30 protein-coding genes (1 of these 30 running past the window's edge) are annotated in these 26,136 nt (G+C 67.2%); 9 read left to right on the forward strand and 21 right to left on the reverse strand.

Features of this window, described 5'->3' with window-relative positions; all coding sequences use genetic code 11:
* Window positions 1-475: the 5' portion of a MarR family winged helix-turn-helix transcriptional regulator gene (locus tag CBQ26_RS11855; protein ID WP_088248844.1), read on the reverse strand. It extends 29 nt beyond the left edge of the window; only the first 475 of its 504 coding nucleotides appear in the window; it begins with the start codon at window positions 473-475; its stop codon lies beyond the left edge, outside the window.
* A 64-nt stretch (window positions 476-539) separates the two neighbouring features.
* On the opposite strand from CBQ26_RS11855, the gene CBQ26_RS11860 reads away from it, so the two are divergent.
* Window positions 540-1,403: an EamA family transporter gene (locus tag CBQ26_RS11860; protein ID WP_088248845.1), complete on the forward strand. Its 864-nt coding sequence runs from the start codon at window positions 540-542 to the stop codon at window positions 1,401-1,403.
* Window positions 1,404-1,452: 49 nt separating this feature from the next.
* On the opposite strand, the gene CBQ26_RS11865 is transcribed toward CBQ26_RS11860, so the two are convergent.
* The 4 genes from CBQ26_RS11865 to CBQ26_RS11880 form a co-directional block, all read right to left on the reverse strand.
* Window positions 1,453-1,797, reverse strand: coding sequence for an HU family DNA-binding protein (locus CBQ26_RS11865; protein WP_280522590.1), 345 nt, complete (start codon window positions 1,795-1,797; stop codon window positions 1,453-1,455).
* Window positions 1,798-1,940: 143 nt separating this feature from the next.
* Window positions 1,941-3,341 carry an SNIPE associated domain-containing protein gene (locus CBQ26_RS11870; RefSeq protein ID WP_088248847.1) on the reverse strand — a complete coding sequence of 467 codons (1,401 nt, stop codon included), beginning with the start codon at window positions 3,339-3,341 and terminating at the stop codon, window positions 1,941-1,943.
* A 188-nt stretch (window positions 3,342-3,529) separates the two neighbouring features.
* The gene (locus CBQ26_RS11875; protein ID WP_088248909.1) at window positions 3,530-4,327 is read right to left on the reverse strand and encodes a CAP domain-containing protein; all 798 of its coding nucleotides are present in this window, start codon (window positions 4,325-4,327) and stop codon (window positions 3,530-3,532) included.
* Between the two features lie 19 nt (window positions 4,328-4,346).
* Entirely contained in the window at window positions 4,347-7,868 is a 3,522-nt protein-coding gene (locus CBQ26_RS11880; protein WP_088248848.1) for a class I SAM-dependent DNA methyltransferase, read from the reverse strand.
* A gap of 152 nt (window positions 7,869-8,020) precedes the next feature.
* Here CBQ26_RS11880 and CBQ26_RS22515 point away from each other — a divergent pair, with 152 nt between their 5' ends.
* The 3 genes from CBQ26_RS22515 to CBQ26_RS11895 are packed head-to-tail and all read left to right on the forward strand — an operon-like array spanning window position 8,021 to window position 9,168.
* Window positions 8,021-8,692 (forward strand): DUF2726 domain-containing protein, encoded by a 672-nt coding sequence (locus CBQ26_RS22515; protein ID WP_244898035.1) that lies wholly within the window; start codon window positions 8,021-8,023, stop codon window positions 8,690-8,692.
* 12 nt (window positions 8,693-8,704) lie between these two features.
* Complete coding sequence (locus CBQ26_RS11890) at window positions 8,705-8,944, forward strand: hypothetical protein (RefSeq protein WP_143342075.1); 240 nt, start codon at window positions 8,705-8,707, stop codon at window positions 8,942-8,944.
* Window positions 8,941-9,168 (forward strand): hypothetical protein, encoded by a 228-nt coding sequence (locus tag CBQ26_RS11895; protein ID WP_143342076.1) that lies wholly within the window; start codon window positions 8,941-8,943, stop codon window positions 9,166-9,168. The genes CBQ26_RS11890 and CBQ26_RS11895 overlap by 4 nt, the downstream gene beginning before the upstream one ends.
* 110 nt (window positions 9,169-9,278) lie before the next feature.
* Here the strand turns inward: CBQ26_RS11895 and CBQ26_RS11900 are convergent, their stop codons facing one another.
* Window positions 9,279-10,325, reverse strand: coding sequence for a transposase (locus tag CBQ26_RS11900; RefSeq protein WP_088248851.1), 1,047 nt, complete (start codon window positions 10,323-10,325; stop codon window positions 9,279-9,281).
* Window positions 10,326-10,432: 107 nt separating this feature from the next.
* Here CBQ26_RS11900 and CBQ26_RS11905 point away from each other — a divergent pair, with 107 nt between their 5' ends.
* The gene (locus CBQ26_RS11905; RefSeq protein ID WP_088248852.1) at window positions 10,433-10,912 is read left to right on the forward strand and encodes a peroxiredoxin; all 480 of its coding nucleotides are present in this window, start codon (window positions 10,433-10,435) and stop codon (window positions 10,910-10,912) included.
* 45 nt (window positions 10,913-10,957) lie between these two features.
* Here the strand turns inward: CBQ26_RS11905 and CBQ26_RS11910 are convergent, their stop codons facing one another.
* From CBQ26_RS11910 to CBQ26_RS11935, 6 genes are all read right to left on the reverse strand, one after another.
* Complete coding sequence (locus CBQ26_RS11910; protein ID WP_088248853.1) at window positions 10,958-12,130, reverse strand: PAS domain-containing sensor histidine kinase; 1,173 nt, start codon at window positions 12,128-12,130, stop codon at window positions 10,958-10,960.
* A gap of 199 nt (window positions 12,131-12,329) precedes the next feature.
* A complete protein-coding gene (locus tag CBQ26_RS11915) occupies window positions 12,330-13,172 on the reverse strand; it encodes a hypothetical protein (protein ID WP_143342077.1) in 843 nt (280 codons plus the stop codon).
* 70 nt (window positions 13,173-13,242) lie between these two features.
* The gene (locus CBQ26_RS11920) at window positions 13,243-14,037 is read right to left on the reverse strand and encodes a M15 family metallopeptidase (RefSeq protein ID WP_088248855.1); all 795 of its coding nucleotides are present in this window, start codon (window positions 14,035-14,037) and stop codon (window positions 13,243-13,245) included.
* Window positions 14,034-14,375 (reverse strand): hypothetical protein, encoded by a 342-nt coding sequence (locus CBQ26_RS11925; RefSeq protein WP_088248856.1) that lies wholly within the window; start codon window positions 14,373-14,375, stop codon window positions 14,034-14,036. The genes CBQ26_RS11920 and CBQ26_RS11925 overlap by 4 nt, the downstream gene beginning before the upstream one ends.
* A gap of 4 nt (window positions 14,376-14,379) precedes the next feature.
* Window positions 14,380-14,748 carry a hypothetical protein gene (locus CBQ26_RS11930; RefSeq protein WP_143342078.1) on the reverse strand — a complete coding sequence of 123 codons (369 nt, stop codon included), beginning with the start codon at window positions 14,746-14,748 and terminating at the stop codon, window positions 14,380-14,382.
* Window positions 14,748-15,134, reverse strand: coding sequence for a hypothetical protein (locus CBQ26_RS11935; protein WP_088248858.1), 387 nt, complete (start codon window positions 15,132-15,134; stop codon window positions 14,748-14,750). Before CBQ26_RS11935 ends, CBQ26_RS11930 begins: the two co-directional genes overlap by 1 nt.
* Window positions 15,135-15,237: 103 nt before the next feature.
* On the opposite strand from CBQ26_RS11935, the gene CBQ26_RS11940 reads away from it, so the two are divergent.
* Window positions 15,238-15,462 carry a hypothetical protein gene (locus CBQ26_RS11940; RefSeq protein WP_088248859.1) on the forward strand — a complete coding sequence of 75 codons (225 nt, stop codon included), beginning with the start codon at window positions 15,238-15,240 and terminating at the stop codon, window positions 15,460-15,462.
* 191 nt (window positions 15,463-15,653) lie between these two features.
* Here CBQ26_RS11940 and CBQ26_RS22845 read toward each other — a convergent pair whose 3' ends face one another.
* From CBQ26_RS22845 to CBQ26_RS11965, 5 genes are all read right to left on the reverse strand, one after another.
* Complete coding sequence (locus tag CBQ26_RS22845) at window positions 15,654-16,322, reverse strand: type IV pilin protein (protein ID WP_342351780.1); 669 nt, start codon at window positions 16,320-16,322, stop codon at window positions 15,654-15,656.
* A 41-nt stretch (window positions 16,323-16,363) separates the two neighbouring features.
* Window positions 16,364-16,780: a type II secretion system protein gene (locus CBQ26_RS22850; RefSeq protein ID WP_088248860.1), complete on the reverse strand. Its 417-nt coding sequence runs from the start codon at window positions 16,778-16,780 to the stop codon at window positions 16,364-16,366.
* Window positions 16,780-17,235, reverse strand: a complete 456-nt coding sequence (locus CBQ26_RS22530; RefSeq protein WP_230269815.1) for a type II secretion system protein — start codon at window positions 17,233-17,235, stop codon at window positions 16,780-16,782. The genes CBQ26_RS22850 and CBQ26_RS22530 overlap by 1 nt, the downstream gene beginning before the upstream one ends.
* Window positions 17,232-18,410 carry a prepilin-type N-terminal cleavage/methylation domain-containing protein gene (locus CBQ26_RS22205; RefSeq protein WP_143342079.1) on the reverse strand — a complete coding sequence of 393 codons (1,179 nt, stop codon included), beginning with the start codon at window positions 18,408-18,410 and terminating at the stop codon, window positions 17,232-17,234. The genes CBQ26_RS22530 and CBQ26_RS22205 overlap by 4 nt, the downstream gene beginning before the upstream one ends.
* A gap of 128 nt (window positions 18,411-18,538) precedes the next feature.
* Window positions 18,539-20,485, reverse strand: a complete 1,947-nt coding sequence (locus tag CBQ26_RS11965; protein ID WP_088248862.1) for an AAA family ATPase — start codon at window positions 20,483-20,485, stop codon at window positions 18,539-18,541.
* Window positions 20,486-20,904: 419 nt separating this feature from the next.
* Here CBQ26_RS11965 and CBQ26_RS11970 point away from each other — a divergent pair, with 419 nt between their 5' ends.
* From CBQ26_RS11970 to CBQ26_RS11980, 3 genes are read left to right on the forward strand one after another with little or no spacing between them, the layout of a single operon-like run.
* Entirely contained in the window at window positions 20,905-21,153 is a 249-nt protein-coding gene (locus CBQ26_RS11970) for a hypothetical protein (RefSeq protein ID WP_143342080.1), read from the forward strand.
* A complete protein-coding gene (locus tag CBQ26_RS11975) occupies window positions 21,150-21,479 on the forward strand; it encodes a hypothetical protein (protein WP_088248864.1) in 330 nt (109 codons plus the stop codon). Before CBQ26_RS11970 ends, CBQ26_RS11975 begins: the two co-directional genes overlap by 4 nt.
* Complete coding sequence (locus CBQ26_RS11980; protein WP_088248865.1) at window positions 21,476-21,826, forward strand: hypothetical protein; 351 nt, start codon at window positions 21,476-21,478, stop codon at window positions 21,824-21,826. The genes CBQ26_RS11975 and CBQ26_RS11980 overlap by 4 nt, the downstream gene beginning before the upstream one ends.
* 568 nt (window positions 21,827-22,394) lie before the next feature.
* Here the strand turns inward: CBQ26_RS11980 and CBQ26_RS21325 are convergent.
* Genes CBQ26_RS21325 through CBQ26_RS11995 form a run of 4 tightly spaced genes read right to left on the reverse strand, consistent with a single transcriptional unit; the run spans window position 22,395 to window position 26,132 of the window.
* A complete protein-coding gene (locus CBQ26_RS21325; RefSeq protein WP_143342081.1) occupies window positions 22,395-22,619 on the reverse strand; it encodes a hypothetical protein in 225 nt (74 codons plus the stop codon).
* Window positions 22,616-23,857: an SAVED domain-containing protein gene (locus CBQ26_RS11985; protein ID WP_143342082.1), complete on the reverse strand. Its 1,242-nt coding sequence runs from the start codon at window positions 23,855-23,857 to the stop codon at window positions 22,616-22,618. Before CBQ26_RS11985 ends, CBQ26_RS21325 begins: the two co-directional genes overlap by 4 nt.
* 38 nt (window positions 23,858-23,895) lie before the next feature.
* A complete protein-coding gene (locus CBQ26_RS11990) occupies window positions 23,896-24,420 on the reverse strand; it encodes a Mov34/MPN/PAD-1 family protein (RefSeq protein ID WP_143342083.1) in 525 nt (174 codons plus the stop codon).
* On the reverse strand, window positions 24,396-26,132 hold the full coding sequence (locus CBQ26_RS11995; protein WP_172418055.1) for a ThiF family adenylyltransferase: 1,737 nt from the start codon (window positions 26,130-26,132) through the stop codon (window positions 24,396-24,398). The genes CBQ26_RS11990 and CBQ26_RS11995 overlap by 25 nt, the downstream gene beginning before the upstream one ends.
* Window positions 26,133-26,136 lie beyond the last annotated feature (4 nt).

The following is a 26,136-nucleotide window of genomic DNA, read 5'->3' on the forward strand; positions in this document are numbered from 1 at the left end:
TGAGGCGGCGCAGCAACTGGTCGAGTTGCTGGCGCTCGGCCACACTCAGTGGACTGAGCAGTTCCTCCTCGCGGCGCAGATGAACAGGCAGGTGATCGCGCACGAGGTCACGCCCGGCCTCCGTCAGGTGGATACGCTGGGCACGGCGATCCTGGGCATCGGGCGTGCGGCGCAGCAGTCCGCGCGCTTCCAGGCGGTCGAGGCTGCCGGTGACACTGGCCGGCGAGACAGCGAGGAGCGTCGCCAGTTCGCCCGGGCTCAGGCCGCCCGGGTTGCCGGAGCGGTACAGGGTGAACAGCAGGTCGCGGGTGGCGGCGGTCAGATCGGCGTGTGGCGCGGTGGCGCGGACGTGTTCGTCCAGCAGCGCCTGCGCGCGCGTCAACGTGATGAAGGTGAGCATGGGCGAAGTGTCCAGCGCTGGTTCACAGCTCTGCCAGTCGCGCTGGATGCGGTCCAGCAGGTCGAGGAGGGTCATGGGTGCAGTATAGGAATTCGATCATCTATTTTATAGATAAAATTTTTATGCGTAAAATAAGTCTGTGCGACCCTCGCCCCTCTTCATTGCCGCCGCAGCTCCCATCAGCTGGGGAACCAGTTACGTCGTTCTGGAGAACCTCCACCCGGTTGGGCCGACCAGCGCCGCAGCGCTGAGGGCACTGGGCGCAGGTCTCCTCCTGTTGCTCTTTGTCCGGCAGTGGCCGCGCGGGGAGTGGTGGTGGAAAAGTGCCCTGCTGGGCGCACTGAACTTCAGTCTGTTCTTCAGCACCCTGTTTATCAGCGCCGCCCACCTGGGCGGCGGACTCGCCGCCACGCTCGGCGCCCTGGGCCCACTGCTGATTCTGGCGTTCAACCACGCTGTCCTGGGCCAGAAGCCACAACGAACGGCGCTACAGGCCGGCGTCCTGGGGCTGGCAGGGGTGGCCCTGCTGGTGCTGTCCCCTGGCGTGCAGGCCGACGCAACAGGTCTGCTGACCGGGCTGGTCAGCGTGATGGCCGCGTCCGGCGGGTATCTGCTGGCCGGTACGTGGAACACTCCGCCCGGGGCGTCCCTGGTGGCCCTTACTGCATGGCAGTTGTGCTGGGGCGGCCTGCTGCTTCTGCCCGTCGCCTGGTGGCTGGACGGCCCCCTGCCTGCCCTCACCCCTGCTCAACTCCCGTGGCTGGCCTATCTGATCGTGGTGGGTACGGCGCTGGCCTATGCGCTCTGGTTCAGGGGCATCCGCGACACATCCCCCGTGCAGATCTCGCTGCTGACCCGACTGAGCCCGGCAACGGCCATCGCACTGGACCTGCTGGCCGGACGTCATCTGGGCGGCCCGCAGTGGGCTGGCCTGGGATTGATTACCGTCAGCGTTCTGCTGGGTGCGTGGCCGTCTCCACCCGCTCAAGCAGGCGAAGAATAGATAGCAGCGCCGGGCCTCGAACGTGAAGCCCGGCGCTGCTCCTGCCGGGTTACAGCGTGTCTTTCAGGGCGCTGGCGACCTTGAAGCCGATCTTCTTGCCGGCCGGGATCTGGATCTTCTCGCTGGTGCCGGGCTTCACGCCGGTCCGGGCGGCGGTCGCGCGGACGCTCAGAGTTCCCAGGCCGGGCAGACCCACACTCTGACCGTTCTTCAGGCCGCTGACGATGCCATCGACCAGGGCGTCGAATGCGTCACCGGCCTGTTTCTTGGTCAGACCAGTCTGGGCGGCGACCCGGTCGACCAGTTCGGTTTTGGCGATCTTGGAAGCAGTGGCGGCGGGCTTTACAGTTCGGGACGGTTTCGGCATGTCCGCATCCTGGGGTCTGTGCAACACGCGCCGCAAGACACTTTGCGTAGCAGTACCCAATCTCAGCTGTGCATGTGGAATGCGCAGTGCAGGCAATTCCCGCAAAAGTGCATGGGTCGCCAATAAGCGCGTCTGTGCCGATACACTTCTACCTCATACTGGCTTCACCCTCACGCGGTCATGGCGCGCGTCTTGCGGTAGTCCGCAGCCTCCGCCGCCATCGTGAACTCGATCTGCCCGTGATGTCGCTGCACGAACCCGGCGATCTCCTCGAGCGTGATGTGGAAGAACTCCTTGCGCGGGTTCACCTGGTTCACCCGGCGGGCCGCGAACTCCCGGTGCAGATCCGCCTCCAGCTTCGGCGCGTCCTCGCTGTAGATGACGGCATGCACGTCGAAGTTGAACGGCACGGACGCGTTCCCCAGCTCGCGAACGCGTTCCAGCGGCTCCAGCCGCCGGGTCATCCCGATCTTGTACACGTTCTCCCCGAAGCTGCCGATGTTGGAGATCACGTACACGTGCCCCACACGGGTCTGCTGCGCCATGGAGATCGCCCGCTCACTCCGCGCGTGCGCTGCCGCCAGTGCCTCGGAGAGCCGCGCGATCTCGCCCTGCAACCGCTCCTGCTGCGCGCCCACGGCGGACTCGACGTCACGCCGCGCGCGTTCGAGAGCCACCTCGTAGCGCTGCTCCTCCCGTTCCGCATCCGCCAGGGCGCGGTCCAGTTCCTTCTGGGCGCGTTCCTCCTCGCGCATCTGCTCGCGGATCGCACGCTGCTCCTCCGCTTCGATCTGCCTCTTCTCGTGGTACTCATGCACCAGGCGCAGCTCCTGCAACTTCAACTCAAGGAACGGCAGCGTCAGGTGACTGCCTGTTTCGCCGTCCAGCACGTTGATCTTCTTCCAGAGCTCAACGAGCCGGCTCTCGATCTTGAGCACGTTGTCGAACCGCACTTTCTGGATCAGCGCCTCCGACTCGCCGTTGAAGGCCCGAGCCTGCAGCTGCGCGATCTCCTTGAGCATCTTGCGGCCCAGCGCCTCGTTCCCGTTGATCGTCCAGGTGGTCGGCGACTTCACGGCGCCACCCTGCCGGATCAGTTCCTTCTGCGCTTTGCGTACCCGCTCCAGCTCGTGCTTGTAGAGCGCGGACGTCCCGAAGTCGTACTTGGGTTCGTACAGCCCGAAGTCCCGCGCGATGCTTTCGAGGTCGAGTGGATCGACTTCCTTCTGAAGCCGCGCGATGCGCAGGTCCAGGTCGCGGGCGGCGTTCTGCTTGTCGTTCAGCGCCCTCTCCACCTTGGCGTACTGGGCGTTGATGTCCAGCAGGCCGTGGTATGGCCTGAAGGCTTCCTGGATGCCTTCGAAGTCACGCCGGATGTTGTCGAGGTCGCCTTCCAGTTCAGCGATGCGGCGCCCTGCGGTGTCCGCATCTGCCGCGTGGGTCGACTGCAACGCCCGGTGCTGCTGGTCTCCCAGCACCTTCTGGGCTTCCAGTTGCTTGAAGCGGCGGGTTCCGCTGGTGACGGTGTAGACGTAAAGACTGAAGAACACGACCGCGAGGAACCATCCCATGCACGTCTCCTGCGCCCGAGCGGAAAGGTTGACCCGGCGCGGGCGCGCAGGGGTGGGAGCTCAGGCGGGGTTCCCCGTTCGTATCACTCTCAGCGGCGACTTTCGAGCAGATGTGACGCCCGCCCTCCAGCAGGTGCGGACTTCAGTTCAGGCTGAGCGCAGAACCTCACGCTGGGTACGCAGCCGCGTCAGCGGGTTTCGACGCCGAACACCTGCACCCAGTACGTCGGGAAGATCGACCCGGCCACGCCGTTGTTCACCGCGCCGCCGAACAGGGTCCAGTGAGGGTCCATCAGGTTCTCGCAGTGCCCTGGGCTGGTCAACAGGTTCTTCACGGCCTCCTGTGCGGTGATGGGTCCGTACGCGACGTTCTCTCCTGCTACTCCGACGAACCCCAGCGCCGCGGCCCGCTGCTGCGCCCGGCTCCCATCCACCGGGTTCACGTGCCCACGGAAGTTCAGGCGCACCATGTCGCCCGCGTGCCGCGCCGCTGCTCCCGCCAGGCGCGCGTCCCACTTCAGGGGCGGCACGGCGTTCATCAGCTTCCCGCCGCACTTCTGCCCCTGGAAGCGCGCCCGGTTCGTCGCCTCCAGGAACTCCGTCATCCACCGCTGCGACTGGCTCAGGTCCACCCGCGCCTCTGTCGCCAGGATCAACTTCATTCGCGTCCCGTCCAGTGACAGTCCGAAGGACCGGAACCCCACGAACTTCCCGCACTGCCGCGTGATCTGCGCCTTCACCCAGCCCACGTCGCCGTTGTACGTCATGCCCGCCAGGTACAGGCCGTGCGCGCGGAACTGCTGCCGCTGCAACGCCGCCTGCAACTCGTACCCGTTCATCACGTCAGCCGCCGCGAGACTCAACGGTCGGCTCAGCACCGGCGTCGTCCCGCACGCCGCGAAGGCCGCACCCAGCGACTTCACCATCGCGTCCGCTGTCGAGCTGGTCGGCGTCCCCTGACCCTGCGCGGATCCCAGTAGGCTCATGCCCAGCAGCAGTCCCACCTCACGCCGCATACGCCACCGTCTCCGTGCCGACCTGCCGCACCTGACCCATCATCACCAGCAGCTCCAGCAGTTCGTCCACCGTCCCGGCGCGCACGCCGCTGAACGCCGCCGCCACCTGCTCCGCCGACAGCGCCCGCTCCGCCAGCACCAGCACCTGACGCACCGCCGCCGACTGCTCCGCCAGTCGGTCCGGGTACGCGGGCTTCGCCAGCGCCGCCGCCGCCGGGGCCTGCACGTTCATGCCCAGGTCGCCCACGGCCGTGCCTCTGGGGTCCTGGTAGTCGGGGCGCAGGTACCGGATCGTCCCGGCGCGTTCCTCCTGCCCCCGCAACGCGTTCAGGTCCGTCAGGCGCGACAGGATCTCCTGATCACCCAACGCCCCCTCCCAGCCGTACGCTGCCTGCACCAGGGCGTCCAGCTCGTCGTGGTACTCGCGCAGCACGGTCACGGTGCCGTCCTGCAGGGTGCGGCGTTCCCGGTCCGTGAGTTCGGCGCCGCCCCGGAGCTTCTCCAGGACGTTGTACAGGTCCGTCATGGTCAGGTGGGCGTGCGCGGCGAGGCGGGCCTTGCGCAGGGCGTCGAGCGCTTCAGCCTTCTCGCGGATCGCCTGCTGCTGCGCGGGCGTGGGGACCGGGAAGGGGAACGTCTCGAAGCAGCGGGACTTGTTGTAGCGGGGATCGTTGCCGACACCCAGGCGACTGCCCTGTGCCAGCGCCCAGACGACATGAACGCGACTGCTCAGCACGCCCAGCACGTAGGCATCATCGTGGGCGATGTTGACCAGCATGTTGTCCGGCAGGATGCTGTCGGGCAGGAACTGGAAGAAGCGGTGTTTGCTCGTCTCCACCGTCGCGATGAAGCGCGGCAGGCCTGCCAGGGCAGGGCGGAAGGCACTGCGCGGCTCACCGAAGATCCACCAGTTGTCCCGGTACGTGGCCCGGTTGTTCGCGTCCCGCTCCGGCTTCACGGTCAGGCGGACGTGCTGGTACATCTCCGGGAAGCGCGTCCGGGCCTCGTCTTCCGTCAGGCCGAACAGGTCGATCACCCGCACGTCCCGCGGCCTGGACGTCAGGTCGCGCCCGTTGCGGTACTCCCGCAGGTGCGCTTCGATGCCCGGCACGCGCCCCAACCCCAGATCGAGCGCGTCCGTCTCCTTCTGCCCGGTCTTCGGATCTGGCAAAGCGCGCACTGGCACGATGAACCCGGAGCCGTGCAACTTCACGCCAGGGTTGCTGATGCCGTCCATCGCCTTCAGCGGCCCAGCCTGGGTCACGTCCGCCCCAACGGTCAGGTCGGCGTTGATGCGCCCCACCATCGCCGTCGTCTTCACGTCGTACTCGCCGTTCTCCCCAGCCTGCTCATCCACCACGCGTTCCAGCAGGCCGTCGCGCTTCCCGCGCGCCACGACCGTCATCGCGATCCGCACCGCCGCGCCGTCCGCCTCGTCCACCCACGGGTGATCCGGCACCGCGTACACCAGACTCAGCGGATGGGCGTCCTTCACGCTCGCCGTCAGGTGATCCTCGATCACGCGGCGGTTGAACGTCTGCTTGATGGAGTTCGTCGTCACGAACCCGAACCGCCGCAGTCGCCGCAGGCTCGCCATCTGCACCGCCGCCTTGTGCCACCAGAACATCACGAAGTCCGCGCTGTCCGGCACGCCCACCACGTCCTTCTTCGGCTTGTACGTGGCGCGCAGGGCCTGGACGTACCCGTCGCCCAGCGCCTCGCGCATCGGCCCCGCCCCGATGAACGGCGGGTTGCCCACGATGAAGTCCGCCGCCGGCCACAGCGGCTTGCCGGGCTTCACGTACACGGTGTCCTGCACCCGCGCCGCCGGGTCCGGCACCTCCCGCCCCGTCACCGGGTCCTTGATCAGCGTCACGCCGTCCCAGCGGGTCACGGGCACCCCGGCCTTATCGACGTGCGGCTTCCGGCTGCTGTACGTCAGCACGGCGTCCGTCTGCCGGATGTTGCGGTACGCCTTCAGGATCGGCTCGGCCGGTCCCGCCCCGCCGTGCGAGCGGGCGTACAACTGCAGGTACCCGATCCACAGGACCAGCTCCGCCACGCGCGCCGCGCGCGGGTTCAGTTCCAGGCCCAGGAACTGCTCGGGGCTCACGTCCGTCAGCGGCGGCGTCCCACCCAGATCCACGAGCGTCTCGATGACTTCCGCCTCCAGGCGCTTGACGAGCTCCATGCTGACGTACAGGAAGTTGCCCGTCCCGCACGCCGGGTCCAGGACGCGCTGCTGCTGCAGTTTCGACAGGAACGCCTCGACCAGTCCGCGCGCCTTCACGCGGGCCTTCTCCGGGTCCTTGCCCTTCTCGATGGCCGCCTGCACCTCGATCTGCACACCCGCCCAGTCCTCCCGCAGGGGCGCCAGGACGACGTGGTTCACCAGCCGCTCCACGTACGGGCGGGGCGTGTAGTGCGCGCCCAGCTTGTGCCGCTCGGTGGGGTCCAGCGCCCGCTCGACCAGCGTGCCGAAGATGCTGGGTTCCACCTGACTCCAGTCGTGCTCGGCCGCCGCGATGAACAACTCCAGCTGCGCCGGCGTGACGGGCAGCACCTCGACGTTCTCGAACAGGCCGCCGTTGAAGTGCTTGATCTTCTCGCGCAGCGCGACGCTGTACCCGCCGGTCGCCATGTTCCGCCACAGTTCGTCCACGGTCGGCACGAAAGCGTCCGGATCGCGGCGCATGTCCTGCAGCGCCCCGCGGAACTTGAACCCGCCGATCAGGCCGACGTCCTCGGCGAACATCGTGAAGATCATCCGCATCAGGAACGCACTGACCCGCTCGGGCGTCAGGGCCTTCCCGTCCTGGTCGTGCTGGCCTTCCATGCTGCGGCTGATCTGCGCGAGCGTGACGGCCACCTGCCGCGTGACCTGCGCCGCGTGCAGGCTCGGGTCCAGGCTGAGCGGGTCCATCCAGATGGCCCGCAACCTCTCGCGGATCTCGGGGCGCCGCAGGTCCTCGAGGGTGATGCGGTGTGGCCCGGCGGCCGGGAAGGGCAGGTACGCGCCGCCACTGCGGGTGAACTCCGCGTAGATCTCGATGACGTGGCCGACATCGACGACCAGCACGAACGGGGGTCGCCCCTCCTCTTTCGGCAGGAGGCGCACGTACCCTTCGGCCTGCGTGCGGGCGCGGCGCATGAAGGTGTCCCAGCCGGCCGTGCCGCGCGTCCCGTGACCCTTCTTGGTCTTCTTGCCCTTGCTGGCCCGGACGCGCACTTCTTCTTCCTCCGCCGCTTCCTTCTCGACGCCCTGCTTGGCCTCCAGCACGAAGCTCCCTCGGCGGTACAGGTCGATGCGGCGCGGCGTGGGCGCACTGTCGTCATGGACCTCGTACACGGTGCGTTCCAGGACGTAGGCGTTGTCGGCGTCGTCGGGGCGGGTCGGCTCTGGTTCGGGCACGCCGAGCACGCGGCACAGTTCGCTGAGGAACTGGCCGTAGTTGGCGCGCTCAGCCCCGCCGGACGCGGCCCAGCGGGCAATGAAGGTGTCGAGATCCATCGTGACGCTGAGTGTTGCACGATCAGCCGCCGGAAGGGAGCGAACATGCCCGTGGATACTGCGACGGAGTCCGATTGGCGACGAGATTCGTCACCCTGGATGGCCACGCAAACGCGCCCGCGCCAGGCGGGAGTCTGTGACATCCTGCGCGCGTGGAATTCCTGAGCATGGTGATCGCCCTCGTCTTCATGGGCGTGTGCATTGGTGTGGGTGTCAAACTGACCCCGCGGGTCCTGAAGATGCTTCGTCACGTCTTGACCACCCCGCCACCCAGTCAGAGCAGTTCGCGCGTCACATTCCGTCCGGATGTACCAAGCCGGTCTGGCACGCCCGCCAGCACGAGCCGCCCCGCCACTCAGCCCACCCCCAAACCGACCGAAGCCACGCCTATGCCGGATGGAGTGCCTGATCACCTGCCCGTCCGCGTCAAGCAGTACTTCCTGGCGAGAAGCGAAGTGGCGTTCCTTGCAGCGCTTGAGGCCTGCCTCCCGCCTGGGTACCGGGTGTTCCCGAACGTGCGGCTGAACGACCTGTTCTTCATCACCACGCGTCACCCTGGGCAGCAGAAGGGAACGTACGCCCGCCTGCGTGACAAGCATGTGGACTTCCTGATCGTGTCCCTGCCGGATCACCAGCCGCGTTTCGCGATTGAGCTGGATGGCGCGAGTCACGACAACGCGCAGCAGCAGTACCGCGACGCGGTGAAGGATGTGGCGTTCCGGAGTGCAGGGTTGCCGCTGGTCCGTCTGCGAGCCGAGGGGACATACACTCCGGATTCCCTGCGGGAAATGCTGCGGGAGCACCTGAGTGCCGTTCGTGCCTGACCACAGGAGAAAGTGTCCATTAAGCTGCGCCTGATGGTGACTTCCAAGATGCGAACTCCCACGCTGCTGCACCCGCTACTGATCTGCCTGTCGAGTGTGGCTGCCTACACGTACCTGCTGTGGCAGATAGTCACGCAATCGGGAACCAGCGCTCCGGAATGGCTTCTTCTGGTGTTCGGGGTGGTCTGGGGCATCGGGGTGCTGATCTACGTCCCGCGCCTGCTGTGGCCCGCAGCAAGGGAAGCCGTATGAACGAACCTACGCAGCCCGGCGTGTACGTGACCGTCGCGCACGTCGAAACCGCAGAGGTCGTCCGCCACCTCGGCCCCTACGACACCGCCGCCGCCGCTCGAACCGCTGCCGGCGAGCACGCTGGCCAGCCGCTCACCTGGTCCCGCGACCCAGAAACGTGGCACGCCGAGAAATTCCCGCTCTCCTACCACGTCCCGGCAGATCCACCCATCGAACTCCCGTAACAAAATCAGGCCCCCAGCTACCACCCGCCCATATTCGCGCCCTCCTCAGGGCGTTCACAGACGCCCTCCTACACTGGACCAAGAGTTTCCACTTCGCTGCTGATGTCGTGTCACGCGGCGTCAAGCAGGGGTCCGTCCTGCTCAAGCCCGGTCAGGACGTACTTTTCCGCATTCTGAGCTGCCTGCCGTTGTGCGGCTCGCCACGTCATGCCCGGTCCTTCCCGACGCACCCCTAGCACCGCGTGAAAGGCTTCCACCACGCACCACACCCAGTTCTCCTGCGCCTGCATCGTCCGGCAATGACAGCGTCCCAGCCCCAGGTTCTGCTTGAAGAACCGGTGGATCACCTCGATTCCCCAGCGGGCCTTCCAGGCCCGCAGCAGTGAGCGAACCGTGACGTCACCACCAAACGTGCTGAACAGGAAAAACCGTGTCCACTCCCCTTGCACCTTGCGCCACACGATCAGGACATCGAACCCACCGACCTCACGGGCAACCGACAATCGACGGACACGCCACCCGAACTCCGCGTACAGGTGACAGCGTTCCGGAGGGAACTGCCGGCTCAGCGCACCGAGGGTGAGTCCCTCACCCTCGAACTGCACGGTCATATTGGCTTTGGCACGAATCAAGACCGGAATCTGATGCTCGCGACTGAAGGTCACGGCGGCGTCCCGCCCGAACTCTCCATCCAGCAGCAGACCCGCCATGGGGACGCCCGCCGCGAGGCAATCCTGGACGACGTGGATCATTTCCTGCGTGGCGGTGCGGTACGGGTGACAGGTCGTCTCAAGGGGCTGGGAAACCTTGAAGCGCTCCAGCAACGGAACTGGATCTTCACCGAACCTGACCAGGGCCGCGGAGGTGAACTGATGGCCCAGACGGGTCTGGGCCTGACCGCTGTAGTGGTAATTGACGCCTTCCATCGTCCGTCCGGCGTGCGGCACCATGACGAAATCGATGGCCAGGAACGCGCCGGAAGGCGCGTTCCTGGCTCGACGCTGGAGGTCTTCTGTCGATGCGAAGGAGTCCCGCGCCATCTCTTTGGAGATGGCACTTTTCCGCAGGGTGCTGTAGGGAACGAGGCCACTGAGGCTGGTGACCCGGTTCAGCTGGGCGGTGATGATGCTGTGCGGTAGGCTGGGGATGCGAGGCATAGTCACTTCGCATCAAGGCCCATGAGACCGGGGAATTTCAAGCCCCTGCCTCCTGGGCCTTCGTGCTGGTCGCTGTTCTCTCTCGCGTGGAAACTCTTGCTGGACAGATGGCCCTCTCCACTGGCGATCACGTTCCCCCCTTCACCGCCCGGCAGGACGACAACCAGACCTTCCACTTCACGCCCGGACAGTGGACCGTCCTGTTCTTCTTTCCCAAAACTGCCACCACCCACTGCCAACTGCAGGCCCGCCAGTACCAGGCGCACCTGCCGGCCTTCTCTGGACTGGGCGCCTCAGTCATCGGCGTGAACGGAGACCCGAGACGCGACCAGGTGCGGTTTCGCGACCTGTGCCGCCTCGACTACCCGATCCTGAACGACCGCACCCAGGCCCTCAGCCGTGAGTTCGATCTGCTAGACGACGTGTGGTCGGGCGAAACGGTCCAGCGGCCGCGCCGGGAAACCTTCCTGATCGATCCAACCGGCGTGATCCGACACCACTGGAAGAACGTCACCCCAGGTCAGGACGCCCCTTCCGTACTGGATACCCTCCGGGTGTTGAAGGGCGAAGAAACGGAACACGCCTAGCCTTGAGTGGGCTCCAGTCAGTGGGCAGTTCTGACGCCTGTAGCCTTACGATTTCCCCGGTTTGGGGAAGCGTAAAAAGAACGTCGCGCCGTCCCCCGGATGACTCTCCGCCCACACCTCTCCCCCGTGACGCTCAATGATTCGCTTGACGTTCACGAGCCCGAGCCCCACCCCCTGAAAGTCCTTCTCATGATGGAGCCGCTGGAACGGCCCGAACAACCGGTGCGTGTACCGCGGGTCGAAACCGACCCCGTCATCCTGGACGAACACCACCCAGCTGTCATCTTCCTCCCTGGCCCCTACCTCGACACGCGCCGTTTCCCGTCCAGTCGTGTACTTGATGGCATTACTCAGCAGATTCTCGAACGCCAGTCGTAAGAGGTCCGGGTCGCCCTCTACCACTGGCAGGTCTCCGGCTACCCACTCAATCTCCCGGCCCTGCGTTTCCGGAGTCATGTTCGCCCAGGCCCGGAGCACCACCTGCGCGAGGTTGACCGGCCCGATCCGCAGGGCGGTCTGGGACGCGCGGGAAAGCCCGAGCAGTTCGTTGATCATGTGATCCAGTCGGGTGGTAGACGCGTCCAGCACGTCCAGTAAGCGGCGGTCACTGTCGTTCAGTCGTGTCGCGGCAGTGCGCCGCAGCACGGTCAAGAATCCACTGAGGTGCCGCACTGGTGCGCGCAGGTCGTGGGAAACCGCGCCGATGAATGCGTCGAGTTCACTGTTCTCGTGCCTCAGGCCAGCGGTCTGCTGCCGGACGCCCTGCGCAACTTCCGCGTCCAGGTCCTCGGAGCGGATCTCCGCGAGACGGTCCCGGGTGACGTTCTCGTGCAGGACCGTGGCGTAGCGGTGCGCGCCGCTGGCGAACGGTCGGATCTGCACCCGGTACCAGCGCTGCTCGGTCGGGCTGTGGCAGGGGTACTCGAGCGTGAATGACGCCCGCTGTCCGCTGAGGACGTCGCGCAGGCCCTGCGCGACCGGGGGACCCTCGTCGGAGCAGACGCCCTGGGCATTGTCGCAGGCACTGAGGTAATTGGCTCCGACGCTGCAGGTATCAGGCACGCCCCCGTTGTCGAGCATGAAGTTCGTCCAGGCGGCGTTGACGGCCACGATGACGCCGTCGCCGTCGACGATGGCGATGGTGTCCGTGAGCGCGTCAAGCGCCGCCTGCACCGCGAAGGTGGGGAGGTCAATGCGGGGGGCGGGACTCTGCGTCATAGCTACAGGCCATTAGACTGCATCGCCGTCAAAAGGGCTTTGAGCGAGTCGTGACAGGACTTGACAGCTTTCCTTACGGAACAGGCACAAGGGATCCATGGTTACAAATTTTCCGGTCGCGCCCGGTGGTTCAGGGCCCCGCGTTCCAGTCGGCGGGAAGCAAAGAAGGCCCCCTTGCCTCACGCCAGGAGCACGAGCATCACGCCACTTCCACCAACGCGCCCTGCAGAACGTTCAGCACCTGCTCCCGGTCCTCCGCGCTCAGGTACGCGCGGCCGTCCGCGAGATCCGCGATCACTGGCGTCAGTTCGACCGCGAGTTCCGACGCCTGCGCGGCCGTCAACCACTCGGGCAGCGACTCCGCCAGGACCTGGCGCAGACTGGCCAGCACGGCTGGCATCAGTGTGCGCTCCGGCGTCACCGGCTGCTGCGAATGTCCCAGCAGGCCCAATGGGAGGCGGGTCGTTTCCGCCGCCTGGAAGGCCGAGGCGGGCGGCGCGTCGGGCTCACCCTCACCCTGCCCCACTGGCAGGGTCGCAGGCCCCGTGCCGCCTGCCTGAACGGCCGCACTGCCCGCCCCGCCAGCCGGCCAGATCCAACCCAGGACCGTGCGCGTCCCGTCCCGCCCGGCGATCGCCACCACGCCCGCCAGCACCCCGTTCAGCAACGCGGTCGGCAGGTCCGCCAGGGTGAGCGGCGCCCCGCCCGGCAGCAGGCCTGCCCCGAAGCTCAGCGCCACGCTGCTTCCCATGCCGATCAGGAACGCCAGCGTCCACCAGCGCCACGGCTGCCAGTTCAGCGGCGGCTCCCGCCTCGCCGCGTTCCGCTTCCACGTCTCCACCAGCCCGAACACCACCAGGCCCAGCGCCACCGGGTTCCCCGCCATCATCCGCAGCCACCCCAGCGGGTCCGCGCCCAGGTCCGGCACGACCGGCTGCGCGAACGCGTACCCGCACGCCAGCAAGAACAGCGCCAGCAGCCAGCGCGCCTGCGCGTCGACGAGCCGCACGGTTCCAGCCATCCACTTCAGTCCTCGTTTCATGTCACCCTCCCAGGGGTCGAAAGCGGGCGGCCACCCCCGCGCTGGAGGTGGCCGCCCTGGTCGTTGATGTTCAGCGCTCGGCAATCCAGATCCGGGCGGGGTCGGTCGCGTTGACGACCGTGCCGCCCGGCAGGGTGGTCCGCTGCCCGGCCACGTCGCGCCAGCCACCCTGGCCATCTGGGACGAGCACGACCGGTGCGGGCGGGGCGGGCTTCACCACCGTCACCGGCGCCGGAGCGGGTGTCGGTTTGGGCTTCGGGGCGCTGCCCTCCCCGCGCGCCATGGCGTCCCGCCACGCGGGCTGCGGCACGCCGGGCAGGGGGTCGGTCCACTGCAGGTGCATGCCGTCCTCGTACGGGTCGCTCCAACGGCCTCCCCACTCCCACCCGCAGGATTCGAACACCCGGATCACGTCCCGGTCGATCTGCTGCTGCGCGAGCGGCACCCCGTACGCGTTCCACGCCGCGTCGAAATCCAGGGCCGCGCCGAACGCATGCACGCTCAACGGCCGGGCGCGGCTGTGCCCCATGTGCCGGGGCGCAAACGACCCGTTGAAGGTCCGCAGCCGCCCGGCCAGCCCGCGCCGGTTCACTTCCGCCCACGTGGCGATCAGGGGCACGGCCACCAGCCGGTGAACCGTCACCCCACTCACGGCCTTCCCGCCCAGCAGCGGCCAGTGCGGGAGTTTCTCGATGGGGATGGTCGTGAGGTTCTCCCGCGCCCACGCCGGACTGGGCGTGAACCACGCGCCGCCCTGCGGACTCGGACCCGCGCCGGGGCCCTCCGGGTTGCCGTACGTCGCGATCAGCGCGGCCGTCGTCGCGCCACCCGGTCGAGCGGCGATCAGTGCTTTCCAGTCGGTCATGGTGCTCCTCTGCCCATGCGCGTCAGCAGTTCCTGCGCGCGGGTCTGAATCCAGTCCAGGGGGAACTGCCCACTCACCACGTCCCGCAGGAAGTCCAGCAGCGTCCGCCGGTCCGCGCGCAGTTCCTCCAGCTCGCTTTCCACCTTCTCCAGGCGCTCATTGGTGCTCCGGAGGTCCGCTTTCATCTCCTGCAGGTCCCGGCGCACCCGGTCGTTCTCCGACACGAGGCGCGTCCAGGCGCTGTCTTTGCTCTTCCCGAAGTACGTCCACAGCCCGGTCAGGGCGACGGTGGCCGCCGTGGCCCACCCGAGGAGTTTGCCGATCAGTTCCAGATCCACGTGTTCACCCGTTCCCGCTGGCCGCCGCGACGGCCTTGAGGTCCACGCTCGTCCACTGCGCGTGCAGGGCCAGCACCCCGCACAGCACCGTCACCGGATTCCACCCGGCGGCAAGGTACGCGGCCAGCGCGACTGTGACCAGCCAGATCACGCTCAACTGGCACAGCAGCATGCCCACGCGCGCCCGCCGGGTCCGGGCGAGCGGAATGCCCGTCACGCCCAGTAGGGCGGGCCACACCCACACCGGGATGTGCAGCCCGCCCCAGATCTCCAGCGGCCACAGGCTGGCCTTCTCGACCGGCACGGCCAGGTACGCCGCCAGGGCGAGCAGGGCGTGCCCGAGGAGTACCTGCGTGCGGTACGGGCGGAGCATCACCACCACGTCGGCACCCCCCGGAGGGGCGCGTCCACCCAGACGTTCGGAGCGGGACGGTCCTGGACCTGCGCGCCGGGGAACACCCACCAGTCGATGCGGCGCGGGTACCCGGCGCCCAGGCGGAAGTACCCGATCGGCGGAAGGCGCCCACCATTCCGGGTGATGATCCGCGCGAGCCGCTGCTCGTTCGGCGGGCAGGTGGGCGGCAACTCGATCCGCACCTGGTACTGCCCGAGGTGGCTGCGTAGCCCGGTCAGGCGCGCACCGACCGCGCAGCCGGGCGGGTCGGGAGGAAGCTTGCGGGCCAGGACGGCCGCGGCAACCGGCACGGCCAGCAGGGCCGCGCAGGCGAGAAGAAGAAGGGCCAGTGGCCTGCGTCGCATAGGGATCACCTCGTGCCCAGCGGTGAATGAACCGCGCCCCAGGCCGGGTGGCTGGGGCGCGCGGAGAGAACAGTTGTGATCGGGAACGCCTATCATCCCAGGCGTGTTGGACAAGCTCGAAGTGCTGGACCATCAGAAAACTCAAGTGCTGATCGGCGGACTGAAACAACCTGTGTGGTTCCGTCACCTGATCGATTCGTACCTTATTGATCCGGGGCCTGCGCCTCGGAACGTGGAAGTCTGGTATGAGCCGTCCCGTCGTCTGACCATCCGGCTATCCCGGGTGGATGTGGAGCGTGGGCAGTGGGACGTCACCATCTGGCCGTAAGAGGAATCAGGATATGCTCTGATGTGGATGCAGGTCTCCTGGTGTGGACCTTGGCCCTGCACCAGAAACGGTCACTTCCCTCACGGGGTGGCCGTTTCGCCTGAGTTGTCCGGTACTGACCGGCTCACGCGGGCGGCCAGCACCTCGAACTGCGCGGTGCTCCAGTCCGCCGGCAGCTCGAACGCCCAGGGTCAGTACGGGAACAGGGTGTTCAGACGGTTTCCTTCAGCGATGGGAGCAGGTGAGACGTTCCAGTAACGGTAGAAGCCGCTCCCCCGCGGATGGAAGGCCGTGAACGCGAAGGAATTCGCGTCCGCGCCGCTCATCAGGTAAGCGGAGGTCGCGGCGGCGGGCGCGGTGTTATGCACGCCGACCTGCACGCCCGCGTCCCGGCAGGCCTCGGCGACGTCCGGTCCCAGCTGAGCCGGATCGCTGGTGTAGGACCCGGTGCCCGCGCGGTACGGGATCTGCGCCGCCACGATGGCCCGGCCGCACTGCTGGGCGGCCACGTCGTACGGTTTCTTCTGGGCACTCGAGAAGGTGGGGAGCAGGATGGCGGCGAGCACGCCGATGATGGCGATGACGACCAGGAGCTCGATGAGGGTGAAGCCTTGCATGCGGGTCATGGTGGGTCCTCCGGGGTGGGTGAGCGTGAGACGGCGGAGGGTGGTGGCCTCGTCCGTGATGGTTTCCAGGCGCGCGTGCAGTTCGGCGTGCCGGGTGGTGATGTTGGTGCGGACCTCGCCCGGCGGCGTGTCATGTCGTGGGGGTGGCGGTTCGAGGGTGATAGTGAGCATGAGCAGGAGTTCCTGCGTGATCTGCAGGGTGTCGTCCAGGAGTTCCTGGGAGCGCACGGTCACGTTCCGTGCCTGCTCGGCCGGGGTGCAGGGGATGGGCCGCATCAGTAGGTGCTGTACGGGCGGAGCTTCCAGCCGTCGCCGGTGCTGGTGTAGTACGCGGCGCTGCCCCGGCGGCTGTACACCCAGAAGTTGTAGTTGAGGGCGTCCGCGCCGATCGTGCCGTTCCCGGCCTGGCTGGCGCTGGGCACGAATCCTGCGGCGTAACTCTGGACTTCCACGCCGGCGCACGCCTCGGTCACGTCAGCGCCCAGCGCGGCCGGGGAGGCCGCGTAGCTGCCCGTGCTGATCTTATGGGTGGTCTGCGCGGTGATGATCGCCCGGCCGCACTGAACGGTGGCAGTGTCATGCGGTCTCTTCTGGGCACCCGCGAAGGTGGGGAGGAGGATGGCGGCGAGGACGCCGATGATGGCGATGACGACGAGGAGTTCGATGAGGGTGAAGCCCTGAGTGCGGGTCATCACAGGCCCCAGGCGGACCAGCGGAGGAAGCGGAGTTTGCAGCCCTGCGGACCGCAGGATGGATCGTCGTTGGTGGTGACGAACGCGCCGCTGCCGCGGCTGTTCGCCACGAAGAACGAGGGCAGGCCTTTGCTGTCGACGCTCGTGATGGCGTACTCGGTTCCGGCGGTGGAGGTGGGCACGGCGTACGGCATGACGCGTTGCCCCGCGCAGGCTTCGGTGACGTCCGCGCCGAGGGTGTCCGGGGAGAAGGGCGCGGCGGGCAGTGCGCCGCCGTTCCCGGCGCGGTACGCCACGGCGCCCGTGATGATGGCCCGGCCGCACTGGAGGGCGGCCGTGTCGTGGGGTCGTTTCTGCGCGTCACTGAAGGTGGGGAGGAGGATGGCGGCGAGGACGCCAATGATGGCGATGACGACGAGGAGCTCGATGAGGGTGAAGCCTTGCGTGCGGTTCATGGGGTCTCCTGGGTGGGCCAGCGGTGGAGGTGGCTGAGCCGGCCACCGCTGGCCGCGCCACTCGGGGGGGCGAAGAGGTAGTAGCCGTTCCCACGCGGGTGGAACACCTGGAAGGCGTACGCGGTGGCGGTGGTGGTGACGGCCTGCGGCGTGGGTGCGTCCGGGGTGGTGGCCCGCGCGCCGTCCGGGGCGACCTGCACGCCGGCCGTGATGCAGGCCGCCTTGACGTCGCGGCCCATGTCGGCCACGTCACTGACGTACCGGCCGAGCGTGAGGGGCGCGGTCGTCTCGAAGGTGACGATGGCCCGGCCGCACTTCAGGGCGGCCGTGTTGTACGGGCGCTGCCGCGCGCCGGTCACGGTAGGCATCAGGGCGGCTGCGAGCAGGCCGAGGAGGGCGGTGACGAGCAGGATCTCGATGAGGGTGAAACCGGGTGTTCTGGGCGGCATGTCAGAGGCGGATGACGTCGTCGGCGTCGATGCTGGACGGGTGGAGAGCGAGGTGGGTGCCAAGTGCGTGGGCGACGCGAGTGGCGGCGTGGGTGGGGTCTTCACGTTCACCGGTGGGGGGGTGCGGAGGGCGGTGAGGAGGTCGTCGAGGGGGCGGGCGTGTGGCCAGAGGATGACGGGACTCTGCTCGGGGTCCTGCTCGTCCCAGAGGCGCACGGTGCGGGCATCGAGTTCGTCGAGTGCCCAGGCGGGGATGGTCTCGGGGAAGATGAAGTGGCGGAGGGTGCCGGCATGCAGGCGGTAGAGCGTCCACGGGCCGCAGGTGGTCACCTGCACGTGCAGGCCGTGTTCCGTCTGGGGCGCACTCCAGGTGGGGTCGGGGCTACACGCGGCGACGTGGAGGAGGTCGCTGCGGAGCTGACGGTGGGCGGCCGCGGTGTCGGTGGGGCTGCGCAGGGCACTGAGGAGGCTGAGCCAGGGGCGGGAGAGGATGGGGAGGGTGAGGTCGCCGACGCCGGGGAGGAGAGTGCCGTCCGACCAGAGGACGGTGCCGCCGTTGCCGAGGTGGTGGGCGAGGGGGTGAACGCCGCTCTGGAGTGGGCGTTGCCAGGCGCCGTCGAAGAGGTCGGGGTGGGGGGCTGGGCTGCGGACGCGGAAGGCGCCGCCCGGCCAGCACAGTTCCCACCAGGTGGGCGGTGAGAGGGAGACGGTCTGTGCGGTCGTCATGGGATGTACCGTCCCATGCATAGGGGTGACCGCCTGGGCGGGGGGGGGTGGGGGCACCCGACAGGGGTATCCCCCGATCTGCTGCTCTTGCGGATCCTGGGGCGGTGCGTAGGGGTGACCGTGACCACTCAGCGTTTGAGGAAGGTTTCGAGCTGGCTGTACCGGCGGGGGGCGCCCGTGTGGGCGGCGTGCGTCCAGGCGGCGCGCAGGCCGGACGCAGTCAGGGCTTCCTTGGCGCGGGTGACGGCCGTGTATGCGAGTTGCCGGGAGAGGAGGCGCTCGTGTTCCGGGGCGAGGGTGACGATGATGTCCGGCCACTCGCTGCCCTGGCTGCGGTGGATGGTCATGGCATACGCGAGGGTGAGGGTGGGGTCGCCTGGGCTGAAGGTGTGCTCGGTGTCCTCGATGATGCAGGTGACTTGCTTTCCCGCACCTATGACGAGGCCGGTCATGCCGTTCATCAGGCCGGTGTTGTGGTTGTTCCGGGTGACGAGGATGGGATCCCCGGCGCGCAGGCGGGTGTCGCCGGGGTTGAGGGCGGCCTGCAGGGCGAGGTTCAGGGCGTCTACGCCCAGGGGGCCGGCGCGTCCAGCTGTGAGGATCATCGGGCGTGCCTGGCCCTGGCGGGCCTGGACGAGTCGGACGATGTCCTCGGCGGACTTCGCGCCTATGAACGGCACGCCGGTTTGGGCGGGGCTCTCCCCGCTGATGAGCTGGGAGGCGAGGGTGAGGATGGGACTCCCGGCGGCCTGGCGGTGTGTCTGCGTGAGGCGCCCGGTGGGAACGGTGCGGGTGAGGGCGGCCAGGGGGTGCCCGGGGTCGATGGGGGGCAGCTGGTCCTCGTCGCCGACGAGGATGACACGGGCGCCATCGCGGACGGAGCGCAGGAGTGCGCCGAGGAGGGCGTTGCTCGCCATGCTGACCTCGTCGACCACGAACACGTCGCCGGGGAGGATGCCGCTGCTGAACTTGTGACCGTCGTAGCTGAGTAGGCGGTGGAGGGTGGTGGCGTCGCGGCCCGTGCTCTGCTGCATGCGACTGGCGGCCTTCCCGGTGGGGGCGCACAGGACGCTCCGGAGGTTCGCGGCGTCCAGAGCATCGAGGAGCGCGCGGAGGGTGGTGGTCTTGCCGGTGCCGGGCCCGCCGGTGATGACGCTGACGGCCGTGCCGGCGGCGAGGAGCACGGCCGCGCGCTGTTCCGTCGTCAGTCCGGGCGTGGCGGGGACGGACACCCGTGCGGGCGTGCTGGCCATGAGTCGGGCGATGTCGTCGGCGAGCCAGGCTTCCACGCGGTGCTGCTCAGGGAGGAAGACTGCCTGAGCATCTTCCAGGAGGAGCTGACCGTTCAGGGCGTCTTCAATGGCCTGTTGGGCTTCGTCATCGTCGAGTGCATGACTGTCCCGGAGTTCCCCGGCGAGGACGGGCAGGGGGAGGCAGGTGTGGCCGTACTCGAGGGCGGCGCGGCGGGTGAGTTCGTACGCGAGAGCGGGGCCGCGGCGGGGGTCGAAGGTGCTGAGGCCCTGGAGTCGGGCGGCGTGGTCGAGGACGCGCAGGGGGATGCCGTGGCGGATGGCGAGGTACGGCTGCTTGCGGAAGGCGGCTGGTGCGCCGGCGCCGTACTGGTTGAGGAGGGCGTGGGTGTGTTCTGGGGGGAGACCGAGATCAGCGAGGGCCTGGAGCGCGCCGTAGAGGCGGCTTTCCCGGCGGGCGTGGCGGGTGAGGGCGCGGGCGAGGCTGGGGGGGACGCGGCTGGCGAGGGTGGCGGCATCCTGAGTGATGGTGTGGTGGGGGTCGGGGCCCAGAGCGGGAAGCACTTTGAGGGCGGCGGCCTGCCGGGGTGCACGGATTCGGCTGTAGAAGGTTCGGGCGAGTTCGTAGGGGGTGATGACGCGTTCGGCGCGGGTGAGGGTGGAGCCCTGGGTCCAGGCGCGGAGGGTGCAGCCGGGGGTGACGGGGGGCAGGGGGCCGTACAGGGTGAGGGAGCCGTCCTGAGTGCGGAGCTGGCAGCCTTCGCTGGTGGGGGTGCGCCAGGCGCGGAGGACGGTGCCGAGGATGGGCACGCCGGGATCGCTCATGCTCTGCAGGGTGGGGTGCGTAGGGGTGACGACAGGGGAAACGCCGTGTCCCTCCCCAGGGACACGGCGTCGATGCTGCGGGTCGAGTTCTCCAAACCAGTGGCCCCGCGCCTCCCACCCTACCCTGTGGATGGAGGGTGTGTGGTGGGCGAGGCGATGCCTGCCGGAGGTGCTCGTTCAGCTCGCCGGAGTGCTGATGCCGTCGCGTAGGGCATGTCCTGTCACGCCCTGCGCCCTGCCATGCGTGGGGGTGGCGAACGTGAGACCCCTGGGGGGCCGGGCGGATCACCCCCAGGCCCGTGAGGGTGAAGGGCATGACGCGAGCGATTGATGCTGGCCCTGGCCTTCGGACCGACTCCGTGGAGACCGTCGTGCGGTTGGCGTTGGGCGAGGTGCCCCGTGCGGATGATGGACGGTGGTTGACGCGGACCCTGGCGCGGGAGGTGCTGGGCGGTCTGCTGCGGATCTGGGGTGATGTGGGGGTGCTGGGCGCCCTGGACCGGATCATGGCCCTGCACCTGGAGGACCTGCTGGCGTTGGAGGGATTGAGTGGGGCGGATGGGGCGCTGCGGGGGGCGGTGGCGCGGGTGCAGGATCTGCCGGCGTCGCATGCAGCGCGGGTGTGGGGGGAGGTGCAGCGGGGCGTGGCAGTCCTGCTCGCCGCGTGACGGGGTGGTCGGAGCCGTTCCGGTGGACGGTGGTGGTGCAGCGGGCGCTCGTGGGTGAGACAGAGGCGGCGGTGCGGGCGTTGGCGGTGCGGGTGGTGGCGTGTTGTCCGGAGGCCGCGTCGGTGATCGTGAGCAGTTGCGCTGGCGTGGGGCTGCTGGATGCGGAGGGGGAGGTGCTGGATGTGGCGAATCTGGATGCGGATGTGGCCGTCGAGGTGGCGGAGTTGTTCGGGGTGGGCGTGTACGCGTTGCCGCTGCAAGGGCGGCCGGGGTGCCGGGTGGAGGCTGCCTATGAGCCGAAGGTAAAGCCCAAGGTGAAACCGTGAGTCCCGAAGCGGTGTGGCCGCCCGAGCTGCCTGAGGTGGTGCTGGACTGGCCAGTGCCGCGGGGCGTGAAGATTCGTCCGGTGCGGTGGGTGGGCGGGGACGCGGCGAACTACCGGGCACACTTTCAGGCAGCGGTGGATGCGGGGATGGTCTTGGCGGTGATCTGCAATGACGCGCCGAGGGGGCCTGGGGCGCGAGTGACGCGGTGGTTCTGTCCGGGCGTGCCGATGCATGTGACGGGCGAGCAGGTCGTGGGGGAGGATGGGCGGATGCAGCACGTGTTCCTGGTGCCGGCGGCCGCGGCGCTGCTGGCGCTGGAGCGCGGGCTCGTGACGTGCTTGGAGTGATACGAACTCCGATTGAATGGGCTGCAAAGCCCATTCAATCCGAGCGGATGCGACTCGGAGAGCTGCCCCGCAGAGAAGGAGAGAAACGCCCCTCCGGACGTGGAGCTGGCAATCCGGTGAAGTTCCGGATTGTTGGCGAAACAAACGGAATCCGTATGAGTCAATGGTGCGGACAGGTTCAAGCAGCTTTGACGCCGAGATCCAGCGACCTGGACGGATGTTCCTCCAATTCGGCGAATCGCCGCGACAGACCCAGATTGGCCAGAATTCGCGAGCAGAGGTGCGGACAGGTTCATCACTTCAGGGCAGACCAGTGATGAACACGCCGTGTTTGCCCCTCCCCCTTGAGGGGGGAGGCTGGGAGGGGGTGAGCAGGCATGGCGTGACAGAAGACGTGTTCCATGCTTTCGCCCCTCTGGCCCTTGCAAAGTGTCCGCACCATTGATGAGTGCGTACCCATGACTGAAGGCGGTTCTGGACGTGAGGCCAGGACCGCTTGTCGTAACGGGGGTTACCTCATGGAGTAGGCCATTTCCGTGTGCTGAACGTCAGGGCTTGCGTCATGGTTTCAGTCATGGAAAATCACCTTCGCTTTGTTTTCGGGATGCGCCTTCAAATGCACGTTCTCAAACGCGTCCCAGTTCTCAAAGATGGTGATGCTGCCGAAATTGGAACGCCAGCACACCACGACCTGACCAGTGTGGAAGATCACGCCGTCCAAGACGTGGCCTGTTCCACTGATACCCGTAGCGTCTACCTCGCGGACAATGCTGAAGAGTCGCGGTACGTTCATGCTGTCCTCGCTGAATTGATGGTGAGCGCATGCTTGTAGTTAGGGTTGTCGAACTCGTATACGAGCACCTCTGGATCTGCTTTCTCGATGAAGCTGCGGCCGCTATCAATGGCGACTGATGCTGGGGACGCCAGAAAAAGGTGAAGTCGCTTCGCCGATGTCACGTTCGCTCGTATGGATGTCAGGATTGAGCGCAGCATTGTTCCATATTCACTCAACTGTGCTCTGTATTTGAGAAAATCTGGCCCGGGTTTCTGAGCCCGGATCTCGTAGATCAAATGTTCCCGGCCGATGGCCCTGCTGATGGCGCTGCGCTCAACGATCCCAGACATGGACACCGCAATGGCTACGTCTTCGACATCGACGATGTTCTCTGGCGCGTACTGGTCGAGTCCATCGTCGCTGCCGGGCTGGCCGGCCTGCCAGCACCAGCGGTTGGAAGTAGCGGATCGGTGGTACTGAAAGAGATCCAAATCCAGTCGGCTGGTCAGTTCGTGGCCTAATAGGACGAGCAGCGGTACGGGTGCGAGAGCAAAAATTGACACGTGCTTGATCTCTTCCTTATTCAATTTCTTCTTGAGAAGATCACGGGTCTCATCAATGACCTGCGCTGATGCGGCCTCCCAGTAGGCTGCTCGCCCTTCACTGATGCGGTAGGCGTTCAGGTTGATGATGATGCTGCTGTCACTGCCTGGCCAGCGGGGTTTGATCGCCTGTTTGGCCGCTTCCTCGTTGATGAAGCTTTCCCGTCCAAGGATGCGTCCCTGCACGATCAATAGGGTAGTCTTGGCGTTCTCGATGGCCTGGGTGGCATCTCGAACCCTGGATTCGTGGGTTTGTTTGTAGTCCAGTAGGATCTCCTCTGTGAATTGATCCACGTAATTGAGGTTGTCGATCAGGTCGCCGTGCTTCTTGCAGGTCAACATCAAGTTGTTGATGTCGATCTCTAATTCTTTTGAACGGATTGCGTGCCCTCGAGGCCCGGCAGGACTGAAAGCAACGATATGTGCGATAGTGGCGAGATTACTTCTCTTTTGTGAGACCGAGTCTATAAACAGCGGCTCGTTGCATCCGTGGAATTCGCATCGTCCTGCGGCTCGTCCCCACAGTTCCCGCTGGGTCTGCGCGGGAATGGTGGGTCTGTCTGATTTCTCGTACTTCGGTTTCCCGGTTTTCGTTGATTTTGCCGCCGGAGCTGTAGGTGGAATGGTTGGGGCCGCTTTAGATTTTTTCGCCATGTTGCTCCAGATCAAGCTCAATCAATACGTGCGCCGTCCTATGTGGATTGTGCGCAATGCATGAGGCTCATAGGGTGCAGCTCGGGACTGGTCTGTCTGGTCATCTCCCAGGCGCGCAGCTGGGTCTGGCCGACGATCACGAAGTGTAGTTCCTCCCCATGGAACGTATCGCGCTTCACACGCCGTCGCCAATCGTTCAGGTCGATCGTTGAGGGTGTCGGGTCTGGTTCCGGGTGGGTGTGCCATTCTCCCACGTACGTCCGCGTGTGGCCGCTCTCCTGCCACTCCCGGTCCAGGACGGCCTGATGGCTGCGCTTCGACCGGTGGAAGCGGAAGCGGCTGCGTCGGTCGCCGGGCAAGGGGCCCGTGACGAGATCCACCACGATGTCCTCACCCCCAGTCACGTACCGGCCGATCATGACCCCGCCCGCTTCGTGACTTCCGGGTTCCCGCTGCACATACGACTGCATGGTGCGTAGCGCCTCAGTGGAGATCCCCAGTCGGCCGCCGTTGCGTTTCAGGAACACGAGGGGTGGACTCACGGTGTCCCGCAGGTTCGGCACCACTGGGCCGCGTACGGCCCGCCACTCAGGAGCCGGTCGGCGTCCTGGCTGAACCGTTCGGCCAGGACGTAGCCCGCGTTCAGGAAGGCGCCCGGGTCGCCCTTCCAGCTGCGGATAATGCTGTCGTTCAGACGACCCTCCAAGGCGTCAGCGGCCAGCCGTACCGCGAGTTCGGCCGTCCGTCTGGCGTCCAGGTCGGAGAACGGCGTGTAGAAGCTGCCGCAGCCGATCTCGTCCAGGTTGAAGTCGCGGGGTTGCGTCCTGGCGTAGAGGGCAGCTTGGTTGTGGAAGGTATTCGTGTCGCCCGCGATGTCCGGGCTGTACAGGCACTCGAAGCAGCCCTCGTCGCCTGTGGACAGCAGGGCGTGCCCGCCGATCCCGAAGGGTTCCAGCCATGTGAAGACTGCGCGTGGTGCGTTGATCTGGCGCAGCCGGGCATTCAGGTCGAGGTCGACAGCCGGTTCCCCCGTGGCCGAAATCACCAGGTCGTACGCCCCCAGGTCAATCTCCCCACTCATCACCGCGCCGTCCAGGGTGAGCGGAACGGCCCGCACGGTCAGGTACGGCACGCGGTTCCGGAGGTCGGCGGCCAGCGCTTCGACTTTCCGGCGCCCCAGTGCCGCACGGCCGAGCACGTGCCGGAAGACGTTTTCCGGCGCGACGAGGTCATGATCGAGCAGGGTGAGGTGGCCGACCCCCGCTGTGGCCAGCATGGTCGCCAGGTGACCGCCCACGGCGCCGCAGCCGACGAGCAGCACCCGTTTCGCGCTGAGGGTCGTGCGCCCGCCACCCCGGGCTGTGACGAGGGGACGATCCAGGCGCTGCACGGTGACAGGTTCGGGTTCCTCCCACGGGCCATCATCCGGGCCGGGTGGCGCGAGAGGATGTCGGCCCTTCAGATGGAGGTAGCGCAGGCCGATGAGGGTAACGCCGCCGCGCGGGCGGGGGAGCGCCATGATGAGCAGCAGGGTGTCACCCCGCGGCTTCACGAGTTCGTCGAGGTGGCGCAGGTTCTCATCAGTCAGGTGCTCGCGGATCAGCGTGCGGATTTCTGCTGCCGACCAGCGCTCACCAGGCCTCGGGGGCTGGAGTCGGGCGTCCGGGCGGAGGGGAATGTACAGGGCGTGGCGGCGACCACTCGCCTGTGTCTGGTGCGTGAAGGCCTCCGGCTCGGCCGCATCGTCGGCCACCCAGCCCAGTGCGCGCGCGGGTCGTCGTGGTGCGGGGCCACTGATGAGCGCGCGGCGCGCCTCCTGGGCCTGGGCCTGCCGGTGATGCCAGTCCTGTTCGACGGAGTGCCCCTGCTGAGAGCGATTTCGGCGAATCCGCTGTGGGGCCAGCGTGAGACTGACGGCGCGAAGCCGGTCGTCGACGTGGAGGAACGACTGCACGTGGAAGCGCGGGAACGTCTGCTGCCAGTACGCTCCGAATTCGTCCATGAACTCATCGGCGGGGTCGGTCGTCCAGCCGTCGTGCAGCGTGGCAACCGCCCGGGCGTACACGTCATGCAGGATCGCCAGCGGGTGGTGCCGGTCGATCACGAGGCCGCGGGGCACCATGAAGCACACCGTGCCGTCCAGTTCGACGTGTGGCGTATGGGGGAACGTCCTGGCATGGTCGAGGCGTACGACGGGTAGGTCGTAGGGGAAGTTGCTGGGCAGGCCGACCTGCAGCGTCACGTCACGTCCGCTGATGGTCGTTCTGCCGGTCACGGCG

Source organism: Deinococcus indicus (assembly GCF_002198095.1).
GTDB classification, from domain to species: Bacteria; Deinococcota; Deinococci; order Deinococcales; family Deinococcaceae; genus Deinococcus; species Deinococcus caeni.